The organism is Amycolatopsis sp. NPDC003861, from assembly GCF_053605405.1.
In genome coordinates this window covers 1-13,354 of the sequence record NZ_JBSGJD010000021.1, presented here as the reverse complement: position 1 = coordinate 13,354, position 13,354 = coordinate 1, and the positions used below count along the sequence as shown (strand labels likewise).

General features: G+C 70.7%; 13 protein-coding genes. 6 read left to right on the top strand and 7 right to left on the bottom strand.

Features of this window, described 5'->3' with window-relative positions; genetic code table 11:
* Window positions 1-156 precede the first annotated feature (156 nt).
* Both ACWEVN_RS08340 and ACWEVN_RS08335 read right to left on the bottom strand, forming a co-directional pair.
* On the bottom strand, window positions 157-1,116 hold the full coding sequence (locus ACWEVN_RS08340) for an electron transfer flavoprotein subunit alpha/FixB family protein (RefSeq protein ID WP_452050737.1): 960 nt from the start codon (window positions 1,114-1,116) through the stop codon (window positions 157-159).
* Window positions 1,117-1,144: 28 nt separating this feature from the next.
* Entirely contained in the window at window positions 1,145-1,930 is a 786-nt protein-coding gene (locus ACWEVN_RS08335) for an electron transfer flavoprotein subunit beta/FixA family protein (RefSeq protein WP_449681555.1), read from the bottom strand.
* 243 nt (window positions 1,931-2,173) lie between these two features.
* Here ACWEVN_RS08335 and ACWEVN_RS08330 point away from each other — a divergent pair, with 243 nt between their 5' ends.
* The gene (locus ACWEVN_RS08330) at window positions 2,174-3,019 is read left to right on the top strand and encodes a DegV family protein (RefSeq protein WP_449681556.1); all 846 of its coding nucleotides are present in this window, start codon (window positions 2,174-2,176) and stop codon (window positions 3,017-3,019) included.
* On the opposite strand, the gene ACWEVN_RS08325 is transcribed toward ACWEVN_RS08330, so the two are convergent.
* Window positions 2,997-3,422: a hypothetical protein gene (locus ACWEVN_RS08325; protein ID WP_452050736.1), complete on the bottom strand. Its 426-nt coding sequence runs from the start codon at window positions 3,420-3,422 to the stop codon at window positions 2,997-2,999. The genes ACWEVN_RS08330 and ACWEVN_RS08325 overlap by 23 nt on opposite strands.
* 53 nt (window positions 3,423-3,475) lie before the next feature.
* Between ACWEVN_RS08325 and ACWEVN_RS08320 the strand changes: the two genes are divergently transcribed.
* The 3 genes from ACWEVN_RS08320 to ACWEVN_RS08310 are packed head-to-tail and all read left to right on the top strand — an operon-like array spanning window position 3,476 to window position 6,251.
* The gene (locus ACWEVN_RS08320; protein ID WP_452050735.1) at window positions 3,476-4,249 is read left to right on the top strand and encodes a methyltransferase domain-containing protein; all 774 of its coding nucleotides are present in this window, start codon (window positions 3,476-3,478) and stop codon (window positions 4,247-4,249) included.
* Window positions 4,246-5,751, top strand: a complete 1,506-nt coding sequence (locus ACWEVN_RS08315; protein WP_452050734.1) for a 1,4-alpha-glucan branching protein domain-containing protein — start codon at window positions 4,246-4,248, stop codon at window positions 5,749-5,751. The genes ACWEVN_RS08320 and ACWEVN_RS08315 overlap by 4 nt, the downstream gene beginning before the upstream one ends.
* Before the next feature lie 11 nt (window positions 5,752-5,762).
* Complete coding sequence (locus ACWEVN_RS08310) at window positions 5,763-6,251, top strand: glutathione peroxidase (RefSeq protein WP_452050733.1); 489 nt, start codon at window positions 5,763-5,765, stop codon at window positions 6,249-6,251.
* 163 nt (window positions 6,252-6,414) lie between these two features.
* Here ACWEVN_RS08310 and ACWEVN_RS08305 read toward each other — a convergent pair whose 3' ends face one another.
* Window positions 6,415-8,178 (bottom strand): glycoside hydrolase family 2 protein, encoded by a 1,764-nt coding sequence (locus ACWEVN_RS08305; RefSeq protein WP_452050732.1) that lies wholly within the window; start codon window positions 8,176-8,178, stop codon window positions 6,415-6,417.
* A gap of 112 nt (window positions 8,179-8,290) precedes the next feature.
* Here ACWEVN_RS08305 and ACWEVN_RS08300 point away from each other — a divergent pair, with 112 nt between their 5' ends.
* Complete coding sequence (locus tag ACWEVN_RS08300; RefSeq protein ID WP_452050731.1) at window positions 8,291-9,568, top strand: glycosyltransferase family 4 protein; 1,278 nt, start codon at window positions 8,291-8,293, stop codon at window positions 9,566-9,568.
* A gap of 4 nt (window positions 9,569-9,572) precedes the next feature.
* Here ACWEVN_RS08300 and ACWEVN_RS08295 read toward each other — a convergent pair whose 3' ends face one another.
* The gene (locus tag ACWEVN_RS08295) at window positions 9,573-10,364 is read right to left on the bottom strand and encodes a class I SAM-dependent methyltransferase (protein WP_452050730.1); all 792 of its coding nucleotides are present in this window, start codon (window positions 10,362-10,364) and stop codon (window positions 9,573-9,575) included.
* A gap of 45 nt (window positions 10,365-10,409) precedes the next feature.
* Complete coding sequence (locus tag ACWEVN_RS08290; RefSeq protein ID WP_449681563.1) at window positions 10,410-10,868, bottom strand: nuclear transport factor 2 family protein; 459 nt, start codon at window positions 10,866-10,868, stop codon at window positions 10,410-10,412.
* A gap of 90 nt (window positions 10,869-10,958) precedes the next feature.
* Between ACWEVN_RS08290 and ACWEVN_RS08285 the strand changes: the two genes are divergently transcribed.
* Window positions 10,959-11,492, top strand: a complete 534-nt coding sequence (locus ACWEVN_RS08285) for a TetR/AcrR family transcriptional regulator (protein WP_452050729.1) — start codon at window positions 10,959-10,961, stop codon at window positions 11,490-11,492.
* A 181-nt stretch (window positions 11,493-11,673) separates the two neighbouring features.
* On the opposite strand, the gene aceB is transcribed toward ACWEVN_RS08285, so the two are convergent.
* Entirely contained in the window at window positions 11,674-13,281 is a 1,608-nt protein-coding gene (aceB, locus tag ACWEVN_RS08280; protein ID WP_449681565.1) for a malate synthase A, read from the bottom strand.
* Between the last annotated feature and the right edge of the window lie 73 nt (window positions 13,282-13,354).

The window sequence follows — 13,354 nt, the reverse complement described above, 5'->3', positions numbered from 1 at the left end:
CAAGGTGTACCTGCGCGTTGGAAGCCGCGGAGAGTGCCATCCGATGACCGATTAGTGCACGTTCAGTTAATGGCGGGTTCTCAGGCTCCTCTCAGGTCCTGAAAACGCGCGAGGGGCCTCCCGGGAAGTCCCGGAAGGCCCCTGCGAGCTGGGGAATCAGCCCTTGCGCTTCTCGACCGCCTCGGTCAGCTGCGGCGCGACGTTGAACAGGTCGCCGACGATGCCGAAGTCGGCGATCTCGAAGATCGGCGCCTCCGGGTCCTTGTTGACGGCGATGATCGTCTTCGACGTCTGCATGCCGGCGCGGTGCTGGATCGCGCCGGAGATGCCGAGCGCGAGGTACAGCTGCGGCGACACGGTCTTGCCGGTCTGGCCGACCTGGAACTGCGCCGGGTAGTAGCCCGAGTCGACAGCGGCACGCGAGGCGCCGACAGCCGCGCCGAGTGAGTCGGCCAGCTTCTCGACGACGTCGAACTTCTCCGCCGAGCCGACACCGCGGCCACCGGAGACCACGATCGAGGCCTCGGTCAGCTCCGGGCGGTCGCCGCCGGTGACCGGCTCGACGCCCGTGATGCGAGTGGCCTTGGCCGCGTCGACCGCGGGGAGCTCGACGGTCTCCTCGGCCGCCGCGCCCTCGGCCGGCTCGGCCTCGACCGCGCCGGGGCGGATCGAGACGACCGGCGCGCCCTTGGCGGACTTGGACTTGACCGAGAACGCACCACCGAAGATGGACTGGTCGATGACGCCGTCGCCGTTGACGCCCACGGCGTCGTAGATCAGGCCGGAGCCCAGGCGCACGGCCAGGCGGGCTGCGACCTCCTTGCCCTCACCGCTGGCGGTGACGAGCACGGCGGCCGGGGACGCCTGCTGCGCGAGCGCGGCGAGCACGTCGACCTTGGGCGTGACCAGGTAGTTCGCGGCGTCGTCGCCTTCCGCGACATAGACCTTGGCGGCGCCGTGCGAGGCCAGCGACTGCTTCGCCTTGGCGGCGGTTCCGGTCGGGCCGACGACGACGGCCGACGGCTCACCGAGCGCGCGGGCGGCGGTCAGCAGCTCGAGCGTGACCTTCTTGACCTCACCGTCGACGTGGTCGACGAGGACGAGTACTTCAGCCATGTTCTTGTTCCTCCTCGAAGAGCCGTTGTCAGATGAGCTTCTGGCCGACCAGGTACTCGGCGACCTTGGTGCCGCCGTCACCCTCGTCCTCGACCTTTTCGCCGGCGGTGCGCGGCGGCTTCGGCGAGGACTCGGTCACCGCGGACCAGGCGTTGGCGAGACCGACCTCGCCCGCGTCGACGCCGAGGTCGGCGATGGTGAACGTCTCGACCGGCTTCTTCTTCGCGGCCATGATGCCCTTGAAGGACGGGTAGCGCGGCTCGTTGATCTTCTCGCCGACGCTCACGATCGCGGGTAGGCTCGCCTCGAGGTGGGTCAGGCCGTCCTCGGTCTCGCGGGTGGCCTTGAGCGTCGAGCCGTCGACGGTCAGCTCACGCACGTAGGTGACCTGCGGCAGGCCCAGCAGCTCGGCGAGGATCGCCGGGATGGCGCCACCGCGGCCGTCGGACGACTCGTTGCCGGCGATGACCAGGTCGAAGCCCTCGACCTTGCCGATCGCGGCGGCGAGCACCTTGGCGGTGGCGATCGCGTCGGAGCCGTGCAGGGCCTCGTCGGAGACGTGGATGGCCTTGTCGGCCCCCATGGACAGCGCCTTGCGGATGGCGTCGGTCGCGCGGTCGGGGCCCACCGAGATCACGGTGACCTCGCCCTCGCCGGCTTCCTTGATCTTCAGCGCCTCTTCGACGGCCTTCTCGTTGATCTCGTCGAGCACGGCGTCGGCGGATTCGCGGTCAAGGGTGTGGTCGGACCCGTTGAGCTTCCGCTCCGAGTAGGTGTCCGGTACCTGCTTGACCAGGACGACGATGTTGGTCATGGGTCTGCTTCGACCTCCCGGTTCGTGGCCCGCGGTCGACCACGGGACAGTGCTCTACTGGCCGGTAGATTAGGGCCAATCGGCGCGCAGGACCCGTCGAGGTGACGCCATTCACCTGGATGCGCAATCTATTGGGACCATCGTCCCGGTAGTCGACCGGTTACCCCACCCGAACTGCCGTTCGTCCGATCGGACCAACCACGGCCTACTGGTGGTGGGTGTCAGGCATTAACCTCCCCCACCATGCCCGCGCGCATCGCCGTCATCACCGACTCGAGCTCCTGCCTGCCCGACCTCGTCGCTTCTCGCTGGGCCATCGGTGTCGTCCAGATCCAGCTGAGCCTGGGTAGCCACTACGACGACGAAAACCGCTTCGACCGCGGCGAAGTGATCGACGCCATGAGAGCCGGGCAGGTGATCACCACGGCGCCCCCGGACCCGGGGGCGTTCTTCTGGACCTACCAGGAAGCTGCCGCCGCCGGCGCGACCGCGATCGTCAGCATCCACATCTCCGGCAGCATGTCCGACACCGTCCGCGCGGCCCGGGAGGCCGCCCAGCAGGTCCGCATCCCGGTGCACGTCCTGGACAGCCGGACCACCGGCATGAGCCTCGGCTTCGCCGCCGTGTCCGCCGCACGGGCGGCCGCGGCCGGCGGGGACGCCGGCCGGGTCATCGAGGCCGCCGAACGCCGGTGCGCGACCAGCACCGAGTTCATCTACGTCGACACCCTCGAGTACCTCCGCCGCGGCGGCCGGATCGGCGCCGCGCAGGCGATGCTCGGTAGTGCGTTTTCGATCAAACCGCTGCTCACGGTCAAGGACGGCGAGGTCGCGCCGCTCGCCCGCGTCCCCGGTACGCGGCGCGCCCTGGCCAAAATGGTCGATCTCGCGGTCAAGAAGTCCGGCGGGTTCCGCGCCGACATCGCCGTGACCCGGTTCGGCGCCAGCGACCACGAACTGGAGATCGGCCGGCAGATCGAACGCCGGGTACCCGCGATGGCCGAGAGCATGGTCGTCGAAGCGAGCACGGTCATCGGCGCGCACCTGGGCCCCGGTGCGCTCGGCATCACGGTGTCGCCGGTGGGCTGACCCGGCGTCCCGGGACCGCCAGCACGACCAGCGGGACCACGACGCCCAGCGCGGTCGTCGCGATGATCAGCACCTGGTCGATTGGTTCGAAATGCGACACGTGGCCGAGGTGGTAGAGAAAGTGCGGCAGGCCGAACAGTAGCCCCGCCACGCCGGCGAGCCGCGCGACCGCTGTGGTGCCGATCACGGCGGCGCCGATCAGGAGCGCGGCGAGCGTCAGGTTGAGGCCGCCGAAGTCGCGCAGGAGGTGCTCGTTGAACGGCCCGTCCATCGCCACCCAGCCAGTGCGGAAGCCGGGAAAGTCCTGGTAGAAGCCGGTGGGTGAGACCAGTGGCCAAATTCCGACCACGGCCTCGACCAGGCCGAAGAAGACGAGCAGTACGCGGGTGATGGTCCGTTGCATGACCACGGAACGAGAGGGCCGGACCGGATGTGACACCCGCTAGGGTCGCGGAGGTGACCACCCCAGCCACCCGGGCCGAGGCGCTGCACCTGACCGGCGAACGGACCGTCCCCGGCATCGCCGAGGAGAACTACTGGTTCAGGCGCCACGAAGCCGCGTACGCCGCCCTGCTCCCCCACTGCGCGGACGCGACGGTGCTCGAAGCCGGCTGCGGTGAGGGCTACGGCGCGAGTCTCCTCGCGGCCACGGCCCGTCGGGTGCTCGCGCTGGACTACGACGTCCCGACCACCGAACACGTCGCCCGCCGCTACCCCGAGGTCGCCGTCGCGCGGGCGAACCTGGCCTTCCTCCCGGTCCGGGACGGCGCGGTCGACGTCGTGGCGAACTTCCAGGTCATCGAGCACCTGTGGGACCAGGCCGGGTTCCTCGCCGAGTGCCGGCGGGTGTTGTCCGAAAACGGCAAACTGCTGGTCACGACACCGAACCGGCTGACCTTCACCCCGGACAGCGACACGCCGCTGAACCCGTTCCACACCCGAGAGCTCGCGCCGGCCGAGCTGGCCGGGCTGCTCACCGACGCCGGCTTCGACGTCGAGACCCTGCACGGGCTGCACCACGGCGAGGCCGTGCGCGCGCTCGACGAGCGGTACGGCGGCTCGATCATCGACGCCCAGCTCGACGTGGTCATGGGCAAGCTGCCGGGGCAGGCCGAGTGGCCGGACGCGCTGCTCGCCGACGTCGCCGCGATCGAGGCCACCGGGTTCGACATCCACGGCGACAACCTCGACGCGTGCCTCGACCTGATCGCCGTGGCGGTGCGCCGATGAGCGAGGGCACCTTCTGCCTCGTCGTGCACAGCCACCTGCCGTGGCTGCCGCACCACGGGAGCTGGCCGGTCGGTGAGGAGTGGCTCTATCAGGCGTGGGCGCATTCCTACCTGCCGATGGTCGAGCTCCTGGAGCGCTTCGCCGACGAAGGCCGCCGCGACGTGCTCACGCTGGGCGTGACGCCAGTGCTCGCCGCGCAGCTCGACGACCCGTACAGCATCCGCGCGTTCCACGACTGGCTCGGCCACTGGCAGCTGCGCGCCCAGCACGCGGCGACGCTGTGGCGCGGCGACCCGCTTTTGCGCGAGCTCGCCGCGGCCGAGCACCGGACCGCCGTCCGCGCGGCCGAAGAGCTCGGGACGCGGTGGCGGCACGGCTTCTCCCCGGTCCTGCGGTCCCTGGTCGACAATTCGACCATCGAGCTGCTCGGCGGGCCCCTCGCGCATCCGTTCCAGCCGCTGCTGGACCCGCGGGTGCGGGCGTTCGCCCTGAACGCCGGCCTCGCCGACACGGCCCTGCGGCTGGGCACGCGGCCCGAGGGAATCTGGGCGCCGGAGTGCGGCTACGCGCCTGGTATGGAAAACGACTACGCCGCCGCCGGCGTGCGGCGGTTCCTGGTCGACGGCCCGTCGCTGCGCGGCGACACCTGGGCCGCGCGGCCGGTCGGCGGCTCCGACGTCCTCGCGTTCGGCCGGGACCTCGAGGTCACCTACCGCGTCTGGTCGCCGAAAGCCGGCTACCCCGGCCACGCCGCCTACCGCGACTTCCACACCTGGCAGCACGAGGTCGGCCTCAAGGCGGCGCGAGTCACCGGCAAGACGGTCGAGCCGCAGGACAAGGCGCCGTACGACCCGGCGCTCGCCGCGGACGTGCTGGGGACGCACGTCAAGGACTTCGTCGAGACGGTGGTGACGCGGCTGCGGTCGCTGAAGCGGCAACACGGGCGTGAGGCGCTCGTGGTCGCCGCGTACGACACGGAGCTGTTCGGACACTGGTGGCACGAAGGCCCGGCGTGGCTGGAGGGCGTGCTGCGCGCGCTCCCCGAGGCCGGGGTGCGGGTGACGACGCTGAAGGGCGCGATGGAAGCCGGCCACGTCGGCGAGCCGATCGACCTGCCCGCCTCGTCGTGGGGATCCGGCAAGGACTGGCGCGTGTGGGACGGCGAGCAGGTCAAGGACATGGTCGCCGCCAACAGCGCGTTGCAGGAGCGGCTGCTCGACCTCGTTGCCGGTTTGGCGACCACGGCCCGCGACACCGTCGCCGACCAGGCCGTCGCCGAGGCGATGCTGGCGCTGGAAAGCGACTGGGCGTTCATGGTCACCAAGGACTCGGCCGCGGACTACGCCCGTCGTCGCGCGGCGGTCCACACCGAGCGCTTCGACGCGCTGGCCGGGCTGCTGCGCCGAGACGATCGCGCGCGGGCCGAGGAACTCGCCACGGCCTACCGCGCCGACGACGGACCGTTCGGGCACCTCGACGCCCGGGCGCTGAAGCACGACTGAAAGGGACCTTCATGGGGATCCACGAAATTCCGCTCGAGACCCTCGACGGGCGGGACAGCTCGCTGGGCGAGTTCGCCGGCAAGGCGCTGCTCGTGGTCAACGTCGCGTCGAAGTGCGGCCTGACCCCGCAGTACTCCGGTCTCGAGCGGCTGCAGGAACGCTTCGGCGAGCAGGGCTTCTCGGTCGTCGGGTTCCCCTGCAACCAGTTCGCCGGGCAGGAGCCGGGCAGCGCGGACGAGATCCAGACGTTCTGCTCGACGACCTACGGCGTCACGTTCCCGCTGTTCGAGAAGATCGACGTCAACGGCGAGGGCCGGCACCCGCTCTACGCCGAACTGACCGAGACTGCGGACGCCGAGGGCACCGCGGGCGACGTCCAGTGGAACTTCGAGAAGTTCCTCGTCGGCGCCGATGGCGAGGTCCTGGCGCGGTTCCGGCCGCGCACCGAGCCCGAGGACGAGACGGTCGTCAAGGCCATCGAGGCCGCGCTGCCGGCGTGAAACCACGGCGGGGGACGCCGTTCCCCCGCCGTCGCCGAAATTCACCGGATCGACGGAAAACAGCGGCACCTCCGCCTCCTGGGCCTTCACCTCCGGTTGTCCCTATAGGTCCCGGCCGTGCCGGGCCGGCCGCCGCCCCGGCACCGTCACGCAATTGCCGAAATCAGGACGAACCCGTTTCGATCACCGCACGCACGCACTTCGCGACCACCACCGGATCCACCTTGACCACGCGACGGTCGTAGGTCAGCAGCCCGTTGACCTCGTTTTCGACATCCGTCGTCTGGGTGTAGACGGCACCGGACAAACCGCGCTCGGCCACCACCCGCTCGAGGGCGGCACTCACCTCGGCGTAGCGCTCGGTGAGCCGCTCCCGGGTAGGCGTCATTTCGTACGCGTTCGGCGGGCCGGGCCAGCGGTGGTCGTCCAAAATCAAACCAAGACCGCCGTACTCGCCGTCGACGATCGCGCGGCCGTCGCGCACCGACGGCGTACCCGGGCCCACGTACGTGTGGTCGTCGTAGACGTCGCCCGCGCCGCTGTCCGGCCGTGAGAAGCAGCAGTTGACGCCGCTGTTCGCGATCACCAACCGCGTCGGGTCGAGGGTTTTGACCATTTCCGCGACACGCTCGGTGTCGAACTCGCCCCAGCCCTCGTTGAACGGGACCCAGGCCACGATCGACGGGACCGCGCGCAGCTGGGTCACCATTTCGGCGAGCTCCGCCTCGAACCGCTCGCGCGCCCGCGGGACCGGGTCCGGCGCGATCCCGGGCGGGCCGTCGAACGACACGGTCAGCGAGGGCATGTCCTGCCAGACGACCAAGCCCAGCGTGTCGGCCCAGAAGTACCAGCGGGCCGGCTCGACCTTGACGTGCTTGCGGACGAAGTTGAAGCCCAGTTCCTTCGTCCTCTCGAGGTCGAACCGCAGGGCGTCGTCGGTGGGAGCGGTCGAGATGCCGTCCGGCCAGTAGCCCTGGTCGAGCGGCCCGTGCAGGAAGGTGACCCGGCCGTTGAGCGCGATCCGCGGGCGGCCTTGCGCGTCCGGGACCAGGCCGATCGTCCGCAGGCCGGCGTAGCTGCCGACCTCGTCCGAAATCGAACCACGCTCGTCGAGCAGCCGGACGCGCAGCGAATAGAGGTGCGGGTCGTCGGGGGTCCAGAGGCGTGGGGAAGGAACGTCCACGCGCACCGGCGTCCCGGCCGCGCCCGAGGCCCGCGCGACCTCGACGTCGTTTGCCGAAATGACGACAACAACCTCGGCACCGCCGGTGACCTGCGGGAACACTGTCACGCCGGTCAGGTCGGGGGTCAGGTCCAGCCGCTCGATCCGGACCTCGGGGACCGGCTCCAGCCACACCGTTTGCCAAATTCCGGACGACGGCGTGTAGCAGATCCCGCCGGGCGCGTTGCGCTGCTTGCCGACCGGGAAGGGCTCGATGTCGGTGCGGTCCTCGGCGCGGACGGTCAGCTCCTGCGGCCCCGAAGCACGCAGGACATCGGTGACGTCCGCGCTGAACGCCGTGTAGCCGCCCTCGTGGGTCGCGACGAGCTGGTTGTTGACCCAGACCTTCGCCGTCTGGTCGACCGCGCCTAAGTGCAGGAGGACATGCGAGCCGCGCCAGTCGGCGGGGACTTCGAACAAGCGCCGGTACCAGAGGACTTCGTCGCGTCGTCGAATTCCGGACAACGCCGATTCCGGCGGGAAGGGGACCAGGATGCGCTCGGCGTAACCGGACGGCCGTGGTTCGTCCGGCGACGACGGCCAACCCGCGTACTCCCAGACCCCGTTGAGGTTGAGCCAGCGAGGCCGCGTCAGTTGGGGCCGCGGGTACTCGGGCAGGGCGTTGTCCGGAGCGACGTCGCCGCTCCACGGGGTCGGCAGGGGCGGGTCGAGCCGGCGCCAGCCGGGGTCCTCGGGAGGTGTCATCCCGGTCGATGGTGGCAGAGATCCACACCCGGATCAGTGATCGAGATCACATGTGAACACTTCGCGAGCACGGGCGCGCCGACGCCTTCTGACTCGCGAGTAACCTCTGCCCATGCGAGTGCTGATGCTGTCCTGGGAGTACCCGCCCGTGGCCATCGGGGGCCTGGCCCGGCACGTCCACGCGCTCGCCACCCACCTCGCCCGCCAGGGCCACGACGTCGTGGTGCTCTGCCGGCACGCGGCGGGCACCGACGCCGGGACGCACCCGCGCACCGACCGCGTCGTCGAGGGCGTGCGGATCATCCGGGTCGCCGAGGACCCGATGCACGTGACCTTCGAACGGGACCTCGTCGCCTGGACGCTGGCCATGGGGCACGCCATGATCCGCGCGGCGCAGGACCTGCTGCGCACCTGGCAGCCCGATGTCGTCCACGCGCACGACTGGCTCGTCGCCCATCCGGCCATCGCGATCGCCGAGGCCGCGCGCGTGCCGCTGGTCGGCACGATCCACGCGACCGAAGCCGGGCGGCACTCCGGCTGGCTGTCGCACCCGCTGAACCAGCAAGTCCACTCGGTCGAGTGGTGGCTGGCGAACCGGGCCGACGCGCTGATCACCTGCTCGCAGGCGATGCGCCGCGAGGTCGCGCACCTCTTCGAGGTCGAAGCGGACGACGTCACGGTGATTCACAACGGCATCGAGGAGCGCGGCTGGCAGGTGCCCGCGGACGAGATCGCGCGCGCCCGCGAGGTCTACAGCCCAGCCGGTGCGCCGCTGTTGCTCTATTTCGGCCGACTCGAGTGGGAGAAGGGCGTGCAGGACCTGCTGGCCGCCCTCCCCCGCATCCGGCGCCGTCACCCGGGCACCCGCGTGATCGTTGCCGGAAAAGGACGACACTTCGACGAGCTGGTCGAACAGTCGCGGAAGCTGCGGGTGCGGCGCGCGGTCGACTTCGTCGGGCACCTCTCCGACCGCGACCTCCGCGCGGCGCTCGCCGCGGCCGACGCCGTGGTGCTGCCCAGCCGGTACGAGCCGTTCGGGATCGTCGCCCTGGAGGCCGCGGCCGCGAAGGCGCCTCTGGTGGCGTCGACGGCCGGCGGGCTCGGCGAGGTCGTCGTGCACGGCGAGACCGGGCTGGCGTTCAGTCCCGGCGATGTCGCGGAATTGGCCAACGCGGTGACGACGGTGCTTTCCGACGCCGAAGCCGCGGCCGAACGGGCGCGGGCCGCGCAGTCCCGGCTGGCCGCCGACTTCGACTGGGGCCGGATCGCCGAGGCGACCGCCGAGGTCTACCGGCGGACGAAGCCGGGGGAACCGGTCGAGCTGCCCCGGCCCAAGATCGCCACCGGCAACGCCTTCGAGCCGGTCCCGGCCGAGATCCCGGAGGTCTAGGTCCTCACCGGGTTCCGGTCAGGAGCCGGACCCGGACGCGTTCCCGCAGCGGACCGTGCGGGGCGACCGCCGCCCGGACGCGCTCGGTGAACTCCGGCCTCGCGCCGAGGCCGGGCAGCTGGTCGGGGCTCATTGCCGAAAAAACGCCACCAACGATTTCCTCGACGCTCAGCGGCGCGGAGTACTCGACGACCGTCGAGCTCACGGCGTAGCCAGCGGCCGCGAGGGCGTGCACGTACCGCTCCTGGCTCGCGTCGTCCGTGCCGCAGGTCCGGTGCAGCGGGGTGCCGAGGTAGGCGGAGAGGGCGTCCCGGAGCGCGGCCGACCACGCCGTGTCCTGCAGCCACAGCGGCTCGCCATTGGTCACCACCGCGACCCCGCCGCCGGCCCGCAGGAGCGGACGGACCGCCGCGAACAGCCGCTCGTGGTCCATCCAGTGCAACGCCTGCGCCACCGTCACCGCGGCCAGGTGCCCCGGCCCGAGGGCGGCCGACAGCGCGGCGACGTCGGAGTCCGCGCCGAGCAGCCAGGCGACGTTCGGCTCCGCCGTCGCCCTCCGGGCCTCGGCCAGCATCGCCGACTCCGGGTCCATGCCCAGCACCGCCCCGACGCGGGGCGCCAGGGCCCGGGTGAGCTGGCCGGTGCCGCAGCCGAGGTCGAGGACGAGGTCGTCGCGGGTCAGCGCGAACGCCGTCGCCAGCTCGTCCGCGACCTCGGGCGGGTAGCCGCGGCGGAACCGCTGGTAGAACTCGCTCACTTCGCCGCCGAACGCCGATGTCGTCACTTTTCCGACCATGCCCGCCGACCTGGCCGGCCGCGGCCGGTTCCGCTCAGGGCGGACCTAGAAGACCGGCAGCAGGACGCCGTGCTCCGACTCCGGTCGCGGGCCGAAGATGCGGCGGTCGGCTTCGGCGATCGGGACGTCGTTGATGCTCGCTTCGCGGCGGCGCATCAGGCCTTCGTCGCTGAACTCCCAGAGCTCGTTGCCGTAGCTGCGGAACCACTGCCCCTCGGCGGTCCGGGACTCGTACTGGAACCGGACGCCGATGCGGTTCCCGCGGAAGCCCCACAGCTCCTTACGCAGGGCGTAGTCCAGTTCGCGCGCCCATTTCGCGGTCAGGAACTCGACGATCCGGGCCCGCCCGACGACGTATTGGTCGCGATTGCGCCAGACCGAATCCTCGGTATACGCGAGCGAGACGCGCTCCGGGTCGCGGGTGTTCCACGCGTCTTCGGCGGCCTGGACCTTCTGGCGGGCGGTGTCCTCGTCGAACGGCGGGAACGGCGGGCGCGGGCTCATGGGGGCTCCTTCCGGGCGCGGAGAACGTGCGTTCTCCGCTGCTCCCGCTAGACTAGAGAACGATCATTCTCAGCGCCAGGGGCAGGTGACATGGATTCAACGGAGGCGACCGACCGGCTACTGGAGGCCGCCGAGGACCTCTTCTACGCCCACGGCGTTCAGGCAGTCGGGATGGACGCGGTCCGCGAACGCTCCGGCGTCTCGCTCAAGCGGCTCTACCAGTGCTTCCCGGCGAAGAACGACCTGGTCGAGGCCTACTTGCTGCGCCGCGACGAACGCTGGCGCGGCTCGTTGCGCAATTTCGTCCACGCCCGCGGCGACGACCCCTTAGCCGTGTTCGCCTGGCTGAAGAACTGGTTCTCCGAGCCGGGCTTCCGCGGCTGCGCGTTCATCAATTCCTTCGGCGAATTCGGCGAGCCCACCCCCGGGATCGCCGCCGCGATCCGCCAGCACAAGGATGAGGTCCGGGCCTACCTGCACAGTCTGGTGCCGGACCGGAGCGTCGCGGACCAGCTGTTCTCACTCATGGAAGGCGCGACCGTGCTCGCCGCGATCACCGGGGACCCGCGCGAGGCGGACACGGCGGGCGAGGCCGCGAAAGTCCTGCTGAAAGCACACCTGTGAGTGACGACTCCTGCTGCGAATCGCCCGCGGCCTTCATGACGCGGCGGGTCTTCGTGCTCCGACGGACATGAACCGGTCCGGTGACGGGGAGCCGCCGTCACCGGACCGGTCCGGACCCACACCATCCCAACAGTGTGGAATCCGGCCTCCCCTCGTCAGGTAGGGGAGGCCGGGGCCCCTGCTACCGGGCGTCCGTGAGATACCGCGCGTAGGCACCCGTGGTGAGGAAGCTCGGCAGCTTCTCCCCCAGCGCGGTTTCGGTGAAGATCTCGCGGGCGTCGTCGAGGCGGTTGCCCGCGCCGAGGTCGGCCCGCACCGAGGCGAGTTCGTCGTCCAGGAATTCGACCGCCAGCTCGCGGGTCAGCGCCGTGCCGTCCTCGAGCTTCGTGCCGTTGCGGATCCACTGCCACACCTGGCAGCGCGCGATCTCCGCGGTGGCCGCGTCCTCCATGAGGTTGTGGATCGCCGCCGCGCCGGTGCCGCGCAGCCACGCGTCGACGTACCGCAGCGCGACGTTGATGTTCGCGCGCACGCCCGCCTCGGTGACTTCGCCGCCGGCGCTGGCCACGTCCAACAGGTCCTCGGCGGTGACGTGGACGTCTTCGCGCAGCTTGCCGAGCTGGTTGGGCCAGCCGCCGAGCACACTGTCGAAGACCTCGCGGCAGACCGGGACCAGGCCGGGGTGCGCGACCCACGAGCCGTCGAAACCGTCGCCGGCCTCGCGTTCCTTGTCCGCACGGACCTTCTCGACGGCGATCTCGTTGACCGACGGGTCCTTGCTCGGGATGAACGCCGCCATGCCGCCGATGGCGTGGGCGCGGCGCTTGTGGCAGGTGCTCACCAGCAGCTCGGTGTAGGCCCGCATGAACGGCACGGTCATCGTGACCTGCGCGCGGTCCGGCAGCACGAAGTCGGCGCCGTGCGCGGCGAAGTTCTTGATGAGGCTGAAGATGTAGTCCCAGCGACCGGCGTTGAGGCCCGCCGCGTGCTCGCGCAGCTCGTAGAGGATCTCGTCCATCTCGAACGCGGCGGTGATCGTCTCGATCAGCACGGTCGCGCGGATCGTGCCGCGCGGGATGCCCAGTTCGCGCTGGGCCAGCAGGAAGACATCGTTCCACAGCCGCGCTTCGAGGTGGTTCTCCAGCTTCGGCAGGTAGAAGTACGGGCCGACGCCGCGGGCGAGCAGCTGGCGCGCGTTGTGGAAGAAGTACAGGCCGAAGTCGACCAGGCTGGCCGACACGGGGCGGCCGTCGATGCGGATGTGCTTCTCCACCAGGTGCCAGCCGCGGGGCCGCGCGACGATCGTCGCCGGGTCGTCGCCGATGGTGTAGCGCTTGCCGGCTTCGGTGGTGAAGTCGATGTTGCGGCGGATGGCGTCGAACAGGTTGAGCTGGCCGTCGATGACGTTGTGCCACGTCGGCGACGTCGCGTCCTCGAAGTCCGCCAGCCAGACCTTGGCGCCGGAGTTCAGCGCGTTGACCGTCATCTTGCGGTCGGTCGGGCCGGTGATCTCGACGCGGCGGTCCTCCAGACCGGGCGCGGTCGGGGCGACGTGCCACGACTCGTCGTCGCGGATCCGGCGGGTCTCGGGCAGGAAGCCGAGCGGCTTCTCGCCGGACTGCAGTTCCTCGCGCCGCACGCGGCGGGCGTCGAGCAGCTCGCGCCGGCGACCGGCGAACGTGTTGTCCAGCTTGGCCAGGAAGTCGAGTGCCGCCGGGGTCAGGATTTCCGCGAACCGGCCCTCGACCGGGCCGGTGACCTCGATGCGGTAGTTCAGCCGATCAACCATGGGGTGCCTCCGCGAGCTGTGGGCAGGGAAGGAAAGAGGGGGAAGGTCGCGGCCTGACGACGGTGGGGGTTGC